Raw genomic sequence first — 17,870 nt, forward strand, 5'->3', positions numbered from 1 at the left:
TTTATATAACTATAAAATCAAATCCCTTTCCATTGTTATCATTTTGACCTACTATCTTCATTCCATTATCCCCCATGGTAAGTTTATCTCTTATATTTAATCCTCCCTGTATATCTACAGCGGTTGGTTTTTTATTACTAGAAAAAGTAAAATCATAATCAGCCCACATATTGTTGCTTATAAATTCAACTCCACTTTCAAATCTTTGATAGTATTCTCCTTCTAAATTCTTAAATGTAAATACTTCATATGGGTCTAAAGGGGATGTAGAAAATTTTTTATCATCATCGCCAAATAATATTAATTCTCCGTTCATTACTATCTTGTCATTCAATCCATCAGAATCATTTTCAATACTAAATATTTTATCTTTAAATGCTTTATGATTTTTTCTAACATAAAAATTACTACTAAAAAATGTATCTTTTTCACCTGATATTTGTGCTAATATTTCTGTATTGGTATTATTTTTCAATTGAATATAACTATCCGAAGTATTTGTATCAAATATCTTTATATTTCCAACATTAACTTCTCCAGAGAAAGTTCCTTCAAAATTACCCTTAGTTGCATATACCGAACCATCTTGCATAACTCTAAAAGGAGCAGTATCTTTACCAGTTTCATCAGAACCAGCCCAAATTCTAACTGGGTTTAAACTATCTTCTGGAGCTGGTATCCATGTTGGATCTTCGACAACGCCTTTTTCAAGTTTAATCCATTCTACATCTACCACTTGTGTTAAACTAAAATCAAAATCCGTATTTTCAAAAGCTATTCCGCAAATATTAGTTCTACTCGCAACAAATGTACTTGTTAAAATAACCCATTCATTAGCAGTGGTTTTTCTCCTTAAAAGTTCATTATTAGGATAATTCATAGTGCCCTCAATTATATTTTCTTTTAAGACTATTTCGTTTGATTTATTATTTCTTAGTTTAATACTTAAAGTATATGTTTCGCCTTTATCTAAACTTTTTGTCAACATACAATAAACAGCTTCATCCTCTGCTATTTCATCATTTCGTATTGAAGTGTAGTTATCATGTATTGTTACTATAAAAGAAGAACTACCTTCCCATTTCTGTTTACAAAGATTTCTACCTACTATTTGTCCCATATCATAATCATTTGTCATTCCGGCATTAGGTAGAATAACATTTCCTCTTAATACTGCATTATTAAATTCAGCATTTCCCTCTTTATCTATTTTATATCCACTTCTGTTATGAGTATAATTATTTGACCTAAATAACCCGCTACTAATAATAACATCCCCATTGATGTTATCAATTTCAAAAGTTACATTATTACTTTCATCTTTTGCAACTAATCCTCTAGTATTTACTTTATCTGCTGTAATACTTCCAGTTAATATTTTGTTACCATTTATATAAGTTTGAGTTGGATTACTTAAATCAAAAATTCCATCAAAATCAGAAGATAAAGAATCAAAAGAAATTAAACCCTTTAAATTTAATCTATCATTTGATATAGTACCAGTTTTAATACTTTCAGCTTTTAAATCTACTGTTTGAATATTTTTTATAAAAGCACTATCTGAAACAAAAAGATTTTTTAAATTTAATTGATTAACACCAACAGCTTCATTTCTTATCTTATCAGCTGATACAGCTTGGTCGTCTATACCTGCTTCATAAACACCAACATCACTATCGAATATAACAACCCCATCAGCATTAGCAACTAATATACCATAATTATTATTATTATCTTTACCAATTTGAACTCTAACCTTTGGAGTTTCTTGAGTATCTTCTATTTGAATTGTATTATCAGAGATGGTTAAAGAACCACTGGTAGACCCTATTGATAAAATACTGGTATTTATTTTGCCACCTGATATTTTACCTGCATTTATCGTATCAAAAATACCAGTATCTATATACGCTGTTCCTATATTTGCATTTATAGCTTCTATTACACTTGCTTTAATCTTTGAAGCTGATAAGTTACCAATTATAGCTTCATTTATGGTAGCAGTTCCAAATCTTCCATTTACAGCATCTATTATGTTAGCTTTCATTCTATTCGCTACAATGTCACCTGTTGTTATTTTAATAGCATCTAAATTTTTGATTTTAGCATTATCTATACTACCATTTTCAATTTTAGCATTTGTTATAGCACCATCAGCTATTATTGAACTTCCAGCTACTATTGTACCTGCTGCTATTTGCTTTGCAGTAATACTTTCAGACTTTATTTTAGTAGCATCAATACTACCATCAACTATCAAGGAGCCATTATTTTTTTTATACAATTTTATATCTTTTGCATAAAAACTTCCCGTTTGTGAATTATCTTTTAGAAGTATGAATTTTATTTCCTTTAATTTTTTCCCACTTATAGGTTTGCTGTTTATTTTAACTGTTGCAGTACATAAAGATGATATAAATGAATTTTCATTAGGATCATAATTAATATCTATAGTATTATTAGCTGCATCAGTATAGGCATTATCTTCATAAAAATATCTAATAGCAAAATAGGTACTCATATTTTGTCCATCTTTTGAGCCTAAAAATGAAACAATGTATTCATCATCAATATCAAAATCTAATGTTTTCGAAGTTGATAGAGATATTAGGCTACTTTCACCTGAACCTATTTTAAAATATTTATATCTATCACTTGAATTAATTATAGTTTCATTATTCATTGTTATACCTGAATTGGCATCTATCTTACATATATTAGACAAATCACCTATAACTAACTTCTCACTTGTAATACTTTCTGACTCTATTAATTCAGATTTTAATTTTCCAGTTGTTATAACACTTGCATCTAAATCATGAATTTTTGCACCATTAATTTTTGCACTAGATGCATTAAGATTTATGGCATCTATAACATTTGTCACCAATTTATCAGTCTCTATATCCTGTGATATAATTTTATTAATTTCTCCTATTTCACCATTAATAGTCTGAAAATTACTGTTAATGGCAGTTAATTTATCTACTCCAATTTTATCGGCTTGTAAAGTTTTAATATCAACTCTAATAGCATTTATAGTGTGTACTTTTAACTCTTCCATGTTAGATTTAACAGCATCTAAATCCTGTATATGTGCTTTTTCTATCTCTGCTGACTTAGCTTCTAATATTTCTGCTTTTATAGATAAAGCATCTAACCATTCTATACTTGCTTTATTTGATTTTAAGTAATCTATATCTGCATTTATGGCTTTTAAATCTGTTAATTTAGCCGTTGTTGCTTCTAAAGTTCCTATTCTTCCTTCTGCCGCATTAAAATCATTTATATCAGCTTTATTAACTGTAAGATTTTGCACAGCTCCTTGCACAGCTTTTTCAGATATTTTCCCATTATTTTCTGTAATATTGCTTACAGTATTAGATGAATCTTTAAATTCCTTTTGTAAATCCTTAAAACTAAGAATAGCATTTGCCATTTCGCAATCATTTTTTATAGGATTATCTGGATACTCAGTTATTTTAACTATTCTTTGTTCTTCTTTTATTTTTAAGCCTTTAGATATAAGTACTATTGTATCCCCCAGTTTATAGTCCAAGATATTTTTATACTTTTCACTTATACTAGCCAAATCTATAATTTTAGCTCTATAACTTTTATAAGGCTTAGATAATTCATTTAACTTTAATCTAGCATCCTCAGTCAAATAATTTATATCTGTATATTTTTCATCTTTCCAAATTAAAGTTTTTATCTTATTCGAATATTGGTCGTTTACTAATTCAACCCTAATATCATCTTTACCTAATGCAATAATTTTGGTGAAATAATCATAAGAATTTGTTTCTACTTCTAGTTCCTTTAAATTCAGTGAATCTATAAAATATGTTCCTTTTTTAGTCCCAATTTTATCATAAACTTTTACAATTTTATTTACAGTATCAAACTCTAACTCCACTCTATAGACTTTTTTCGCTTCTTGTATCAAATCCCAGCTGGAACAATTAGTTTTTCTAACAGTTCTTTTTTTATCTATATTACTTATCATTTTTACTGTCCAACCTGTTCCTACTAAAGCTAAATTCAAACAGTCTTTAATACTTTGATTTGTAGAATCAAAATGTGTCCAGGCTTGCCCTTCCAGATCCTCCACATTCATTACTGCAACTACAGATTTCCACTTTCCATCATCTTTTGTTTCTTTAACTACAAATTCATCAGTTTCATTTCTTATATAACATTCTTCTAAAATATTACTTGAAAAAGAACTTGGATAAGAAAAAGAAAGTGTTTTATCTCCTGTATCTAAAACACTTTCTATCTTATAGTCTTTATATTTAGTTAATCCTTCTATTTTAACTTTATTAATATCATATTTAGCATCATATAATTGTAACAATGAAAAACCTCCCTTCTATTTATTTAAATTAATGTTACTTAATCATATAATCTATTAAAATTAACTCCCTTGGCGATATTTCACAATTACATTTAAACAAATCTTCTCTGTCTATTTCTTCAGTATTCACATTAATTTCTAGGTCAAATAATTCTTTTATATCCCTATTCCAATCTTCAATACTTTCTGGATTTAATTGAATTGTGTTATTTTCATTTAATTTTAACTTACCATCTTCATCTTTTATCCCATATTTATTGATAAGCTTTTCTCTTTCTGTATTGTATATATATACTTCTTTTTCAATAATGCTTATATTTCTTGCTATCATATAGCTTGCTTTAATATTTAAATCCATATTAATTAATTTTGATAATACTTCTATACTATTTACTAATTTTTCATTACTTAACTTCATGTATATCATCCTTTCTTAAAATATAAAAAGAGCTTTAAAGCTCTTTTTATATCAACATTATTTTATATCCATCTTTCTTTATATCTAATGGTAATATTACAATTGTTCCTATTTAATGTTATTGTATTTTTCCCCGGTAGTAGCCTTGGAAATTCCCATAAGTCAGTATCCTTAAATTTATTTATATTATCCTGAGTTATCTTAGATAATTCTCCATCAATAGTAACCTTTTTATTTAGCTCTAAATTTTTAATAATTATGGGCTTTTCACTTAACCCTTGAATAATTAACTCTTGCATCGAAATAGTGGGGATTATTTCTAATAATACTGGAATTTCTATATTCCCACCAATATTTATACTCTTTGATAGCAAACCATCCATATGGTCAATAACTTCTTTAGATTCTGCTACTACTAACATATTTATATCTAGTGTTTCATTTCCTTGCATTATATAAGCCACTGAAATATCACCAGTTACAGATCCCCTATAATAAAAATCTATATCATCAAATTTTATAGTTGCAATTGCTAATTCCTTAGTTAAGTTACTTTTAATAGCTTCAAGTTCATTACTATCCTTACATATAAGATCTAGCTTAAAACTTAATTTTTTAAATTTATAAGTAAAATTTTTATCTATAAAGGGTTCTCTAGAACTATCTAGCCATATGCTATTAACTTCAAAATTTGAATTTTGTATTGACCTCTCTAATAACTTTGCTTTAAATTTACTTATATCAATATTATTAATAAGCATTATCTCACCCTCTTTCCAGCTAATGCAAATTTGTTATCTACTTTTCTATAAGTATATTCAGATATTTCGTCACTATCCATGTAATTTTTAATAATAAATACTTCATTATCATTATTATCAAAAATTGTTTCATTACTTCCTGAACTAGTTAAGCTACTCATCATTCCTAGAGATGTTTTAGATGTTTCAAATTCTACAGTTGTTCTCATATTAGATGTCAAATTTAATAAAGAATCTGACATATCTGATTCTACATTTTCGGATTCATCAATAAATCCTACGCCTATCCCTTGAGCCAGATATTTTCCTACATCATCTCTAAAAACTCTTGATGGGGAATTAATACCTAAAACAGATTTTATGCCTCCAAGTAATGAAGATCCTACATTTCTTGCAATACTCCCTACTCCATTTAATAATCCCTTTCCTATTCCAGCTAATATATCACCTCCAACCGAAAACCAATCTGTACTAAATAAAGCATCAGTTAGAGCTCCTACTATTTTTACTGCACCATCTATTAATGATGGCAATGCTCTAATTAGTCCTTCAATCAGTTTCATTATTAATTCAACAGCACATTGAATTATTTTAGATAGATTACCTGGTGTTGTAATAAATTCGACTAATTTATTTATTATAGCAACTGTAGCATCAACTAGCATAGGTATAGCAATTATTAATCCATTAACAATTGAATCAATACATTTAAACATTGATATTAATAGAATATTTAAATTATCTGGATTTGTTATAAAACTTATCAATCCATTTATTATTGCCAAGGCAGCATTTATAAGCATTGGAATACTTATTATTAACCCATCTACTAAATTTTGAATTATAATAGGTGCTTGTTCTAATAGTATAGGTAAAGCACCTATTAGTCCAAATATTAATCCATTTATAAGATCAATTCCTGCTTGTATTATCATTGGCATATTTATGATAAATATATCAATAAGTGATAATAATATACCTAATAATGCTGGTAATAAATTAGGTAGCGCCTCTGATATTCCAGTTGCTATGCAATCAATCAGATTTATTCCCAACTCCAAAATATATGGAAGCATTTCGAATATACCATAAATTAAGCTTTCGATTATACTTATAGCTGCATCTGTTATTTGCGGTAAATTTTCTTGTATACCTATGATAAATGATTGAATAATTATTACTGCTGAATCTACTATCTCTGGGACTTTCTCTGATATTCCAGTTATCATATCAGCAAAAATACTTCCAAAGTTATTTGCTAGACCACTTAGTCCACCTTCACTAAATGCATTATTTAATTCTACAGTCATATTTGTAAATTCTGCAATAACTCCTTGAGCCATAGGTATAAGTGCACTACCTAATCCTATACTCAATTGCTCAATACTTTTTCTTGATAACATCAATTGATTTGATAGTGAATTACTACTTTTTGCAAAATTTCCTTGTATATCTGAGGTATTACTCATTATATAGTTATATCTTAATGTAGCCTTTTCCGCTTCACTCATTTCACTATATGACTTACTAATACCCTGAGATAGTGCAAAAGCCTCTAAATTGGCCTCAGACATATTAATTCCAAGTTGCTCTAATTGTTCACTTTCTCCTAATATCCCACTTTGTATGACATTAAAAGCTTCTTCATGTCCAATATTATAGAAACTGCTAAACTTAATCACCGTTACTTTCGTAATATTTAAAACGGAATAGACTATCTCTTCATCCATTTAGGATGTGTGGCGCTTCGATCTAACCCTTTCATTTTAGATCTACAGATTTCATAACCTTATATTTATTAATACTTAGGTCGTTTATCCTAGTCGTTACACCTTCAAAAAGATTTCTCTTTAAGCTTGGCTCGGTATTGGCATTTTATAAATTGAATATAAATCTATAATTTAGCTTTTCACCGATAGCACATATATTAATTAATCTTATGCACACCTTATATTTATAAGTTCACCACATTTTTAATATGCTATTTCTAGCATATGGAACTAATTTTAATCCCCTGCAAGCCCTATAATTCCTTGAGACATATTAATAGCTTCCCCACTAGAAATACCCATTGATTTAAATACATTTCCCATGCTTATATTGAATTGCTTTGCTTCTATCTCACTCATTCCAAAAGCAGTAACAGCATTTTTTGACCATTCAGTAATATTAGATGCCTCTTCTGGAAAACATTTTTCCATTGTATTATCTATTTTTTCTAGATTACTAGCTAGATTAATACTTTCTTTTCCAAAATTAATTATAGACTTAGTCGTATCTGATGTAATTATATTAGAAAATATGTCCTTCCCTTTTTCTGCAATTGTTTTAAAAATATTTGACGACTTTTCTGCCTCTTCACTATTATCCTTTATTCCTTCAGATGATTTCTCTGCTAATTTACTTATTTCATTACCAGTATTCGAAAAATTTATTGACATCGTTTGCTGATAATTAATTATATTTTGACTTAGTTTTATAAACTCCCCATTAATTTCATCCATTGATTTTTTAGTATCTGATAAATTTAAAGACAATGCTTTACTTGAGTTATCAATAGCATTTTCGTAATCCTTAGACACTTTTTTAGCTTCTTCGTAATTATTAAAAACTACAATATCGTTCTTCTTATCTCCCACATTCTCACCTACTTTCTTGTAAAAAATAACAAGCACTTATAAAATAAGTGCTTGTTTTACATTTCTATAGTATTTTGCTTAAGTCTTTACCATTAAGTAAAGCCTCTTCAATTTCATTTATTTTTTCTAATTCATTTTTACTCTTAGGTATTTCATAGAGTTTTTTCATATTTTTATAATATTCTCTTTGACTCTTATCTTTTACCTTAGATAAATCAATAGATCTATAACCAATTATCTTAACTATCTCATTGTCTTCTTTTAAAGCCTTAAACATAGCTTTAAATTTCCACCAATGTAAGAATTCTATATCTTGCAAATCAATTCCATATTGATCTAGAAAAGCTGAATATATATAATCATCATCATGCTCAAAGCTATATATCTGACCTATTACTTTATTCTTTCCTCTTGATGAGCTATTACTATCAACTTCTTTTCCACATTTATAGAACCATAATATTTCTTCTACCGCTTTGTTAATATTTTGAGGTAAATTTGGGTAATATAAATTTAATGCATAATAAAGTTTATCTTCCTCCGATAAATTATCATCTTGCATCAATAATTCAAAAAGAATTGAAGTACGAAAATCACTATTAATTTCGTATTCATTCTCTTCAATACTTACCTTATTAGGTAATAAATCTATTAGAATATTCATTATTTTTTACGCCTTTGTACTCTATTTTGAGAATATTTTGAAGAAATTTTATCTATTTCCTCATTCTTATTTTTTATTTCTTCAACTAAAGTCTCGAAGGCATTTAAGCATGTAATCAAATTCACAGAATCTCCAAATAGCTTTTTAGAAGTTCCCTCTCCAAATAATTCATCAAATACAAAGAATACTGTCTCACATTGTTTTCTTATTATAACGGATGTTTTCAATCCTTCTAATCCTTTTTGGGATTCATTAACTTTTTCTAATGTCTTTTCATATCTTTCTGCTACAGTAGCATCAAAAATATCTAAATCCCCTATTTCAGTTCCATTTATTATCATAATGCCCTCCTATTTAACTGCTGGATCTACTGTGAAAGTATTAGTTGTGGTATTGAATGTACCTGCAAGCATATCACCTATACCTAATAAGTTTCCTGTAGCTGCCATTTGACCATCGTTATTATCAAATGATGCAACTTCTACTGCTACTTTAAACTTTCTTGCTTTAAATGTATTTGTAATACCTTCACCTGCTACAGCTTTGTCTAAATCTACTATTATATAGCTTGTTTCTGCTTCACTACCAATCTTTTGTATTTCTCCAATTTCACATATAAACTCAATAGCTTTTTCACTTCTTATCATATCTGTATTAAAGGCAGTTGACCAATCATAACCTATTATTGCTTTTGATGCTGATTTATCATTAATATATTTCTTTGATGCTGTTTGTGCTGCTGGTGCTTCATTTAGCTCAATGAATCCAGCCCCCATTAAAACATATTCTTCTGTTTCCTTTCCTACATTTAAATAATTTGCATAACTCTTTCTTTCTTTAACTCCCATTACTTCATTTCTCCTTCTCTTAAATAAATTAATTTACATTTTATTTGATAAGTAACTTTATCATTTTCGACTTTTAATACATGTCCATTATTTATAGCCTCAACTGAAATTGCTTTTTTATTTTCTCCTAGAATCGGTAAATTCTCTTTATCAGTTTGATCTTCTAACCACTCTAAGAATTTTTCATAAAAGCTCGATATTTTTATATTCTTCATTACATCTTCACTATAATTTTCTTTACTCATAAGAATAAAATTATATTCTCTTAAAGAGTCACCATTTATATATCTCTTTATAACAATTTCATCAGGCTCTTGATTAATGCTATATACATCAGACGTATTATTTAAATAATTCACATTTACATTAATAATATTGTCTATAGCACTAAGGTGTGGACATGTCATTATAAAGTCTCTAATAGAATCTATAATCATTCGCTACCTCCAGAGAATATTAATATTTAATAGATTTTAATATTCTCGAATTATCTTTCTACTATATTATTTTTTAGTAGCTAATGAAGTTTATTATCAACTTTTTTCATATAATCACCTCCTTCAAATGAAAAGAGACACCTATAGTACTAAGTACCAAGTGCCTCTTTTCATTATTTTCTACAATATCATTATAGCACCGGTATTTTCTTAATATCTTATAGATTCCTTAGAAAATACTATGAATTTAATAAGATATTATAATTAATTAACTTTTTTAAAGCCTGAGTCTTTAATGTGGAGCAATAAGTTTCTGCTAAACTTAAATCCATTGATATATACTTAATTTGATTATTATTAAAATAAAATTCCTTTATTATATAATTTTCTCTTTCACTTAAAACATCTATGGTGTCACCTATTCTTTTTACTTGTATTTCCTTTAAACGAATTTTTCTTTTAATATCTTTAATATCTTCTTCCCTTCTTACTATTTCATTTTCAACGCTACTATTAAATTTATATGTCTTGCTACTTTTCTCACCATATTCTATACTTCCAACACCTCTATAGTCGTTTTCTAGTATTTCTAAATCTAAATACATATTTTTTATCTCTATTTTATTTTTCTTATAGTCATATAAATTTTTTTCTACTAACTTAATCTTTTCATTTAAACTACTCATAATTTTCTCCTTATTTATAAATAACTCTATTACCCTTTAATCTTAATCAAAGATATCACTTTCTGGAATTCTAAAAGCTTGTGAAATAGCTCTTCTACTATTTTTACGTGGATATACTTGTCCACACTCCCAAGTCCAATAGGCCTTTTGTACTGTAAAGCATTTTTCAGCAGCTTCTGCCTGAGACCATCCATTAATAACTCTTAAAACTTGAATTTTTTTATACCATGGTAGATTTTCAAATAAATCTTTCATCTTCATTCCCCCTTTAGTAATAATTACTTTTCTTGATATTAATACTACGTCTTTTGGACGTAGTTGTCTATTTTATATTTACGTCTTTTTTCTTCTAATTTTAAAAATATCTTATTCTATATTATTTTTCCTTTACTTCCCATAATATATTTGACAAAATGACGTAAAAGACGTATAATTTAACCATAAATTAGAAAGGTAAGTGTCTTATGAGTAATAAATTAGGTTTTAAAATTAAACAATTAAGAAGTAAATTAAGTTTGAAGGAAGGAAAAAAATTCACCCAATCTGATCTAGCTAAGGCTCTAAATATATCTAGATCATATTTAGGTGATATTGAAAGTGGAAGAACTCTTCCTAATAATATTCTTTTAACTAAAATTGCCGATTTTTTTAATATAGAAATCATAGAACTTACTAATTTAATATCTAAAGATGAAGATTTTGAAAATACTATAGATATAAATCAACTTGAAAAATCATTACTAAATTCAGATTTAACTATGTTGATTAATAATATATTGAAACTAAATGATAATATGTCACTAAAGTTAATAAGAGATAATATAGAAGAACTTTCTGAATATGAGGAATTAGAGTTTAAAAAACTAAATAAAATACCTATAGATAACTTCTCTATAGAAAGTAATACAATAAAGACTAATTTTGTGAATTCATATTATGACTTATTAACCAAAAAAATATTATTACTATTTGATTTAGAAAGAAAGAATTCAGAAAAGTTATTAGAATTTAAACGAAATATCAATATTAAAAATAATTTTATTGATTCTTCTTCTCCTATGGCTGCCCATGATAAAGATGGTAGTTTCACTAAGGAAGATTATATTCATGATGAAAATATAATGGATAATGATGATTTCTGGAATAATTAATGGTGGCTTTATGGATTATGAATATTTACTAAAAGAAGCTGATAATTTAGGTGTAATAGTTAAAGAAGCTAATTTAATCACTAAAGATGGGTACTGTAAGGGAATTAGAATTGCTATTAATAAAAAACTAGTTACTAACAAAGAAAAAAAATGTATTCTAGCTGAGGAGCTAGGACATTACCATAAAACAGTTGGAAATATAACTGATCAAAGTAAAATAAATAACAGGAAGCAAGAAATAATTGCAAGAAGATGGGGATATGAAAAGCTAATTAGCATAGATAATTTAATTACTTGCTATAAGAAAGGAATTCCTAATAAATATGAAATAGCAGAATTTTTTGATGTAACTGAAGAGTTTTTAAATGAATCTCTATCCTATTATAGAGATAAATATGGAGCATACTATAGAATTGATAAATATATTATTAGCTTCGATCCTTTATGGATAATAGAAAAATTTGAGGACTTTTAAAGTTTTATCTAAAAAAGAAAAACACTAGGCATCACCCTAGTGTTTTTCATGTTACGAGATAAGCCGTAAGCGGAGTTCTGTATTAAGCAATCATCTATCTAGGCCTATTGTTACCAATAAGCTCAAGCAGTACACCCGGAAACGGGGCGGGCAACCCCTAAATGTTTCCCTATTCGACCTTGCTCCAGGTGGGGTTTACATAGCCATCATGTCACCATGATGCTGGTGAGCTCTTACCTCGCCTTTCCACCCTTACCTAAAAATTAGGCGGTATCTCTCTGTTGCACTTTCCTTCAAGTCGCCTTGACTGGACGTTATCCAGCACCCTGCCCTATGGAGCTCCGACTTTCCTCTCCTAGATCTAGTCTAGCAGCGATTGCATGTCTTACTCGCAAAGACTATATTACCATAACTTAATTAATAACACAAATGATATTTTTTACAAATTAAACAAATTGTAGTACTAATATTAACATTCCTAATATTACCCAAGAATAAAACCCCAATCCTGAAAATAGGAGAGTTACTACAATAAGTACATATATACATATTCTAGCTCCACGATTACAACAGTTTGGCCTAATTACAACTCCTCCATTAAATTTCTTTACTATTCCATCACATAAATCTTTAAAGCTATTTTGAAAGACTTTGGTCCACGATTTACTTTTTCCTCTATGATATGATTTCCCCATACTTCATCTCCAAAATAATATTCTTATTATCTATTATATGATTGTAATATTAAGTTTGTGTATATAAAAAAATTTCCAAGGTACTGTATGAATGCAATTTTCCCTAAAAATTTATCAATAATTTATTTATTTTTATAATTTAATACAAAGTAAAAAATCCTTACATAAATGTGTAAGGATCTTCACTTTTATTTGATATTATAATTTCTATATCTGATAATTTATTATTTAATTTTTCCATTACCGATAAAAATACAATCCATTCTGATGAAAAATGACCTGTATCTATTATCGATACTCCCATTTCCTTATAATCAGATGCATAATGATATGTGGTGTCTCCTGTTATTATACAATCTGCACCTTTTTTATAAGCTGTTTCAAAAAAGCTAGAGCCACTTCCATTTATAATAGCTATATTTTTTATCTTTTTACAACCTTCAACTAATTTTAAAGATTTTATATTTAGTTTTTCTTTTATATTTTTTATTAATTCTTCTATTTCTATTTCATTTTCTAATCTAACAATTCTTCCTAATCCCTCATTATTATTTCTAGCCTTTTTATTTGTTTCTATAAGCTCTTTAGAATCATATCCTAATATATTTACTATAGTTTCATTAAGACCTTCTTCTGCAGAGTCTAAATTAGTATGACTAGAATATAAGCTTATATCATTTTTTATAAGTTCTATTATCTTTTTACCTATTAAAGTATCAGTAGTTATACTACTGGGCTTTTTAAATATAAGAGGATGGTGAGTTATTACTAAATCAGCTTTTTTCTCTTTTGCTTCTTCTATTACATCTAAGGTGCAATCTAAGGCTAAAAGTATTTTTTTTACTGATTTTTCTTTATCTCCTACCATAAGGCCTACATTATCAAAATCTTCTTTTAATGTAACAGGAGCAAACTCTTCCATTATATTTATAATATCTTTAACTTTCTTCATATATCATCTTCCTTATAGAAAATTAATCATATTTGAAATTACATCTATTTTTTCATTTACTAATTTTCTTCTTTCACTTGCATTAACTGTACTTTCAGTTATAAATCCAAGTATCTTTTTATAGTTTTCTACTTTTGAAATTAAATATTCCTTCATTAAAGGATGCTTACTCATAAGGAATTTAGGGCTTACTTCATAGTATATTGAATCTAATTTAGTAGCTTCCCCTTCCTTTCTTCTTGCTTTAAAAAGTTCATAATATATATTATCATCTAAACAAAGATCTTCGCTTATTATTTCATAATTATTATTATAAAGATATTCTCTTAACACTTCAGGATTTTGTGCTGGTTGAAGTATTAAATAGCTCATATCATTTACTTTTTCAATATGTGCCTCAAGTATATCTCTAATTAAATTTCCTCCCATACCAGCAATAACAGTAACATCAACTTCACCTTGACCTAAAACTGCAAGTCCATCACCTAACCTAAATTCTAGTTCATCTCCCATTCCTTCTAATATAGCATTTAGTTTCGCCTTATCTAATGGCTCTTTATTTATATCTACTGCAATAGCTTTGCTGCAAATTCCATTTTTTAATGCATATAAAGGAATATAACCATGATCTGTTCCTATATCTGCTAAAACTGATGTGTTTTCAATATTTTTAACTATAAAATTTAATCTTTCGCTTAGTTCCATATTTCTTCTCCTTGCTAAATTAAAATTAGCACCTTTTGGTGCTAATCTAAATAATCCTTTAATTTTTTACTTCTTGAAGGATGTCTTAATTTTCTAAGAGCCTTTGCTTCTATTTGTCTTATTCTTTCTCTTGTAACATTAAACTCTTTACCAACTTCTTCAAGGGTTCTTGCTCTACCATCATCTAATCCAAATCTTAATCTTAATACTTTTTCTTCTCTAGGTGTTAAAGTATCTAATACATTTATTAATTGTTCTTTAAGCATTGTAAATGCAGCTGCTTCTGCTGGTGCTAAAGCATCATCATCAGGTATAAAGTCTCCAAGATGTGAATCTTCTTCTTCACCTATTGGAGTTTCTAGAGATACTGGTTCTTGAGCTATTTTTTGGATTTCTCTCACCTTATCTACAGGTAAATCCATAACTTTTGAAATTTCTTCTGGGAAAGGATCTCTTCCTAACTCTTGTAACAATTGTCTTTGAACTCTTATTAGCTTATTTATAGTTTCTACCATATGAACAGGTATTCTAATAGTTCTTGCTTGGTCAGCAATTGCTCTAGTTATCGCCTGTCTTATCCACCATGTAGCATAAGTAGAAAACTTAAATCCTTTTCTATAATCAAACTTTTCTACAGCTTTTATAAGTCCTAAATTTCCTTCTTGTATAAGGTCTAAAAATAACATTCCTCTTCCAACATACCTTTTAGCAATACTTACAACAAGTCTTAAATTTGCTTCAGCTAATTTTTTCTTAGCTCTTTGATCCCCTTGTTCTATTCTATTAGCTAACTCTATTTCTTCTTCTGAGGATAATAAAGGAACTTTTCCAATTTCTTTTAAGTACATTCTTACTGGGTCATCTATAGCAATACCTTCTGGAATAGTTAAATCTAATTCTAACTCTTCTTCAACTGCATCGGTGCCATTAGCATCACCTATAACCTCTATTCCCATTGACTCTAACACTTCATAAATTTTCTCTATTTGTTCTGGACTTAAATCGATATGTTCAACTTCATCCATTATTTCCTTATATGTTAAAGTACCACTCTTCTTTCCTTTATCTAGTAGATTTTTAACTATATTCATTTTGCTATTTTTGTCCTCATTATCTTTTTTAACTTGTTTAGCTTTTGTTTTTTCATCTACCATTTCGTTACCTCCTTCCGTTATTACCAACTGCTACTTTGCACCTCTCTTTAACTGCTCATTAACTTTTTTAAGCTCAATTGCTATTTGTATAGATTCCTCAATTTTGCCCTCTGATTCTAAAAGTTTTTGCTTACGCTTTAATTCTTCTAGTTTTTGGTTTAATTTATAATTATCTAATTGCTTGATAAAATCTTGTATTAACTTTTTATTATTATTACCTATTAACACATGTTGTTCTTTTATTTTAACAACTTCTTCAATGGTTTTTACATTTGTACATCTTGATTCTAAAAAGGTAACTATATTATTTATGTTTCCCTTTTTAGCATCTTTAATAATAGAAAAAATCTCTTTATGTTCTGGAAGAATTAACTCTTCTTGGCTTATTAACTTACTAATATAATCAAAATAGTCTTCATCTAAACATAACTTCATTAAAGATCTCTCAGCTTTTAAAAAAGCTGGCTCTAAATATAATTTTGTTCCATTATCTTCCTTATTATACGTAAAATTATTTTCTTTTATATTTTTTGTCATTTTCTTTGACAATAAATCATATAATGTTTGCTCCCGTATAGATGTATTTTCTGATATCTTCTTTATGTAGACATCTTTTTCTATTGGATTAACATTTGCTAATATTTCTGTAACCCTTTTTCCATATTCAATTAAATCATTGCTATCTTTAAGATTTATTCCTTCTTCAGCCTTTTTAAGCCTATAATCGATTAAGCTTTCAGCGCTCTTTATTAATTTTATAAATGCCTCTTTTCCGTTACTTCTTACATATTCATCAGGATCTTTTCCTTGAGGAATACTTAAGACCCTAACATCAAAGCCTGCTTCTTTCAATATATCAAGCCCTCTCATAGTAGCTGCCTGACCTGCAAAATCAGCATCATATGATATTATAACCTTATCTGCATAGCGCTTTAATAATCTTGCTTGATTTGTAGTTAAAGCTGTTCCTAAAGAAGCTACTACATTTGTAATTCCATATTGATGTAGAGTTATTAAATCCATATAGCCCTCTACAATAATAAAATATCTTTCAGACATCTTATTTTTTATTGCAAAGTTTAATCCATACAAATTGACTCCTTTTTGAAAAACTAAGGTTTCAGGTGAATTTAAATACTTTGGCTTTGAATCATCTAGAACTCTTCCTCCGAATCCTATTACCTTCCCCCTATAGTCAAAAACTGGAAATATAACTCTATTTCTAAATCTGTCATACCTGTTCCCTGTTTTCTCAGAAGTTGAAACTAACCCAGCTTCAAGTAGTAAGTCATCTTTATAACCTAACTTTCTTAAATAAAAAAGTAAGCTATTCCAGCTATCCTTTGCAAAGCCTAACCCAAATCTCTTTATAGTCTCTTCTTTTATGCCCCTATTTAAAAAATATTCCTTTGCTTCTTTTGTTGACCTTAAATTTGAGTAAAAAAACCTAGCTGCTTCTACGTTGACTTTATAGAGTATTTCTCTCTTTTTTGCAGTAGGACTTATTCTTCCTCTATCATTTTCTATTGGAATATTTGCTCTATCAGCTAAATACTTAACTGCATCAACAAAGGGCATATTTCTATTTTTCATAATAAAAGTAATTACATTTCCTGATTCCCCACAACCGAAACATTTATATATTTGCTTATCTTGAGATACGGAAAATGACGGAGACTTTTCATTATGAAATGGACATAGTCCTGAAAAGTTTCTTCCAGACCTTTTAAGTCTAACTGACTCAGATATTACATCTACTATGTCATTTTGTTCTTTTATCTTTTCTAGAATCTCTTCAGAAATCTGCAAGGAGATTCACCTCCTTACCAATAATTTTCGTCAACTTATATTAATTTCGACATTTTTTCTATATTTCCTTCTTTAAAATAAAAATTTTATAAAATTTTATGAAATTTTATGAATCA

At 28.0% G+C, this 17,870-nt stretch carries 18 protein-coding genes and 1 other RNA gene; 2 read left to right on the top strand and 17 right to left on the bottom strand.

The window, feature by feature from the left end:
- Nucleotide 1: 1 nt before the first annotated feature.
- The 11 genes from ACH36K_RS16105 to ACH36K_RS16155 form a co-directional block, all read right to left on the bottom strand.
- Nucleotides 2-4,360: a phage tail spike protein gene (locus ACH36K_RS16105; RefSeq protein WP_411168615.1), complete on the bottom strand. Its 4,359-nt coding sequence runs from the start codon at nt 4,358-4,360 to the stop codon at nt 2-4.
- Between the two features lie 34 nt (nt 4,361-4,394).
- Nucleotides 4,395-4,778, bottom strand: a complete 384-nt coding sequence (locus ACH36K_RS16110; protein ID WP_411168616.1) for a hypothetical protein — start codon at nt 4,776-4,778, stop codon at nt 4,395-4,397.
- A gap of 62 nt (nt 4,779-4,840) precedes the next feature.
- Nucleotides 4,841-5,539, bottom strand: a complete 699-nt coding sequence (locus tag ACH36K_RS16115; protein ID WP_411168617.1) for a phage distal tail protein — start codon at nt 5,537-5,539, stop codon at nt 4,841-4,843.
- Nucleotides 5,539-7,269 (bottom strand): hypothetical protein, encoded by a 1,731-nt coding sequence (locus ACH36K_RS16120; RefSeq protein ID WP_411168618.1) that lies wholly within the window; start codon nt 7,267-7,269, stop codon nt 5,539-5,541. Before ACH36K_RS16120 ends, ACH36K_RS16115 begins: the two co-directional genes overlap by 1 nt.
- A gap of 276 nt (nt 7,270-7,545) precedes the next feature.
- Nucleotides 7,546-8,178, bottom strand: coding sequence for a hypothetical protein (locus ACH36K_RS16125; RefSeq protein WP_411168619.1), 633 nt, complete (start codon nt 8,176-8,178; stop codon nt 7,546-7,548).
- 64 nt (nt 8,179-8,242) lie between these two features.
- Nucleotides 8,243-8,842: a bacteriophage Gp15 family protein gene (locus tag ACH36K_RS16130; protein WP_411168620.1), complete on the bottom strand. Its 600-nt coding sequence runs from the start codon at nt 8,840-8,842 to the stop codon at nt 8,243-8,245.
- Nucleotides 8,842-9,183, bottom strand: a complete 342-nt coding sequence (locus ACH36K_RS16135; protein ID WP_411168621.1) for a DUF6673 family protein — start codon at nt 9,181-9,183, stop codon at nt 8,842-8,844. Before ACH36K_RS16135 ends, ACH36K_RS16130 begins: the two co-directional genes overlap by 1 nt.
- 9 nt (nt 9,184-9,192) lie before the next feature.
- Nucleotides 9,193-9,690 (bottom strand): hypothetical protein, encoded by a 498-nt coding sequence (locus ACH36K_RS16140; RefSeq protein WP_411168622.1) that lies wholly within the window; start codon nt 9,688-9,690, stop codon nt 9,193-9,195.
- A complete protein-coding gene (locus tag ACH36K_RS16145) occupies nt 9,690-10,127 on the bottom strand; it encodes a chloramphenicol resistance protein (protein ID WP_411168623.1) in 438 nt (145 codons plus the stop codon). The genes ACH36K_RS16140 and ACH36K_RS16145 overlap by 1 nt, the downstream gene beginning before the upstream one ends.
- A gap of 239 nt (nt 10,128-10,366) precedes the next feature.
- Nucleotides 10,367-10,813, bottom strand: coding sequence for an RNA polymerase subunit sigma (locus tag ACH36K_RS16150; protein WP_411168624.1), 447 nt, complete (start codon nt 10,811-10,813; stop codon nt 10,367-10,369).
- 42 nt (nt 10,814-10,855) lie between these two features.
- Complete coding sequence (locus tag ACH36K_RS16155; protein ID WP_322379502.1) at nt 10,856-11,068, bottom strand: helix-turn-helix transcriptional regulator; 213 nt, start codon at nt 11,066-11,068, stop codon at nt 10,856-10,858.
- A gap of 209 nt (nt 11,069-11,277) precedes the next feature.
- Here ACH36K_RS16155 and ACH36K_RS16160 point away from each other — a divergent pair, with 209 nt between their 5' ends.
- Together ACH36K_RS16160 and ACH36K_RS16165 are read left to right on the top strand one after the other, a co-directional pair.
- On the top strand, nt 11,278-11,964 hold the full coding sequence (locus ACH36K_RS16160) for a helix-turn-helix transcriptional regulator (protein ID WP_411168625.1): 687 nt from the start codon (nt 11,278-11,280) through the stop codon (nt 11,962-11,964).
- Nucleotides 11,965-11,974: 10 nt separating this feature from the next.
- The gene (locus tag ACH36K_RS16165) at nt 11,975-12,439 is read left to right on the top strand and encodes an ImmA/IrrE family metallo-endopeptidase (RefSeq protein ID WP_411168626.1); all 465 of its coding nucleotides are present in this window, start codon (nt 11,975-11,977) and stop codon (nt 12,437-12,439) included.
- A gap of 50 nt (nt 12,440-12,489) precedes the next feature.
- Here ACH36K_RS16165 and rnpB read toward each other — a convergent pair.
- The 6 genes from rnpB to dnaG all read right to left on the bottom strand — a co-directional run bounded on the left by rnpB (nt 12,490) and on the right by dnaG (nt 17,754).
- Nucleotides 12,490-12,831: RNase P RNA component class A (rnpB, locus tag ACH36K_RS16170), an RNA gene on the bottom strand.
- A 54-nt stretch (nt 12,832-12,885) separates the two neighbouring features.
- On the bottom strand, nt 12,886-13,134 hold the full coding sequence (locus ACH36K_RS16175) for a hypothetical protein (protein ID WP_411168627.1): 249 nt from the start codon (nt 13,132-13,134) through the stop codon (nt 12,886-12,888).
- Between the two features lie 160 nt (nt 13,135-13,294).
- Nucleotides 13,295-14,086 (bottom strand): Nif3-like dinuclear metal center hexameric protein, encoded by a 792-nt coding sequence (locus ACH36K_RS16180; protein WP_411168628.1) that lies wholly within the window; start codon nt 14,084-14,086, stop codon nt 13,295-13,297.
- Nucleotides 14,087-14,098: 12 nt separating this feature from the next.
- Nucleotides 14,099-14,791, bottom strand: coding sequence for a tRNA (adenine(22)-N(1))-methyltransferase (locus ACH36K_RS16185; RefSeq protein WP_411168629.1), 693 nt, complete (start codon nt 14,789-14,791; stop codon nt 14,099-14,101).
- Between the two features lie 41 nt (nt 14,792-14,832).
- Nucleotides 14,833-15,945, bottom strand: coding sequence for an RNA polymerase sigma factor RpoD (gene rpoD, locus ACH36K_RS16190; RefSeq protein ID WP_411168630.1), 1,113 nt, complete (start codon nt 15,943-15,945; stop codon nt 14,833-14,835).
- 30 nt (nt 15,946-15,975) lie between these two features.
- Entirely contained in the window at nt 15,976-17,754 is a 1,779-nt protein-coding gene (dnaG, locus tag ACH36K_RS16195) for a DNA primase (protein ID WP_411168631.1), read from the bottom strand.
- Between the last annotated feature and the right edge of the window lie 116 nt (nt 17,755-17,870).

Origin of the sequence: Clostridium sp. MB05 (assembly GCF_046581255.1) — a bacterium.
Taxonomy (GTDB): domain Bacteria; phylum Bacillota; class Clostridia; order Clostridiales; family Clostridiaceae; genus Clostridium.

What these genes read in the sequence shown, in the direction of transcription:
- ACH36K_RS16165 (WP_411168626.1), top strand. Translation starts at nt 11,975, where the DNA reads ATGGATTATGAATATTTACTAAAAGAAGCTGATAATTTAGGTGTAATA.
- ACH36K_RS16130 (WP_411168620.1), bottom strand. Translation starts at nt 8,842, where the DNA reads ATGAATATTCTAATAGATTTATTACCTAATAAGGTAAGTATTGAAGAG.
- ACH36K_RS16180 (WP_411168628.1), bottom strand. Translation starts at nt 14,086, where the DNA reads ATGAAGAAAGTTAAAGATATTATAAATATAATGGAAGAGTTTGCTCCT.
- ACH36K_RS16175 (WP_411168627.1), bottom strand. Translation starts at nt 13,134, where the DNA reads ATGGGGAAATCATATCATAGAGGAAAAAGTAAATCGTGGACCAAAGTC.
- ACH36K_RS16150 (WP_411168624.1), bottom strand. Translation starts at nt 10,813, where the DNA reads ATGAGTAGTTTAAATGAAAAGATTAAGTTAGTAGAAAAAAATTTATAT.
- ACH36K_RS16145 (WP_411168623.1), bottom strand. Translation starts at nt 10,127, where the DNA reads ATGATTATAGATTCTATTAGAGACTTTATAATGACATGTCCACACCTT.
- ACH36K_RS16155 (WP_322379502.1), bottom strand. Translation starts at nt 11,068, where the DNA reads ATGAAAGATTTATTTGAAAATCTACCATGGTATAAAAAAATTCAAGTT.
- ACH36K_RS16185 (WP_411168629.1), bottom strand. Translation starts at nt 14,791, where the DNA reads ATGGAACTAAGCGAAAGATTAAATTTTATAGTTAAAAATATTGAAAAC.
- rpoD (WP_411168630.1), bottom strand. Translation starts at nt 15,945, where the DNA reads ATGGTAGATGAAAAAACAAAAGCTAAACAAGTTAAAAAAGATAATGAG.
- ACH36K_RS16160 (WP_411168625.1), top strand. Translation starts at nt 11,278, where the DNA reads ATGAGTAATAAATTAGGTTTTAAAATTAAACAATTAAGAAGTAAATTA.
- ACH36K_RS16110 (WP_411168616.1), bottom strand. Translation starts at nt 4,778, where the DNA reads ATGAAGTTAAGTAATGAAAAATTAGTAAATAGTATAGAAGTATTATCA.
- ACH36K_RS16135 (WP_411168621.1), bottom strand. Translation starts at nt 9,183, where the DNA reads ATGATAATAAATGGAACTGAAATAGGGGATTTAGATATTTTTGATGCT.
- ACH36K_RS16120 (WP_411168618.1), bottom strand. Translation starts at nt 7,269, where the DNA reads ATGGATGAAGAGATAGTCTATTCCGTTTTAAATATTACGAAAGTAACG.
- ACH36K_RS16140 (WP_411168622.1), bottom strand. Translation starts at nt 9,690, where the DNA reads ATGGGAGTTAAAGAAAGAAAGAGTTATGCAAATTATTTAAATGTAGGA.
- ACH36K_RS16115 (WP_411168617.1), bottom strand. Translation starts at nt 5,539, where the DNA reads ATGCTTATTAATAATATTGATATAAGTAAATTTAAAGCAAAGTTATTA.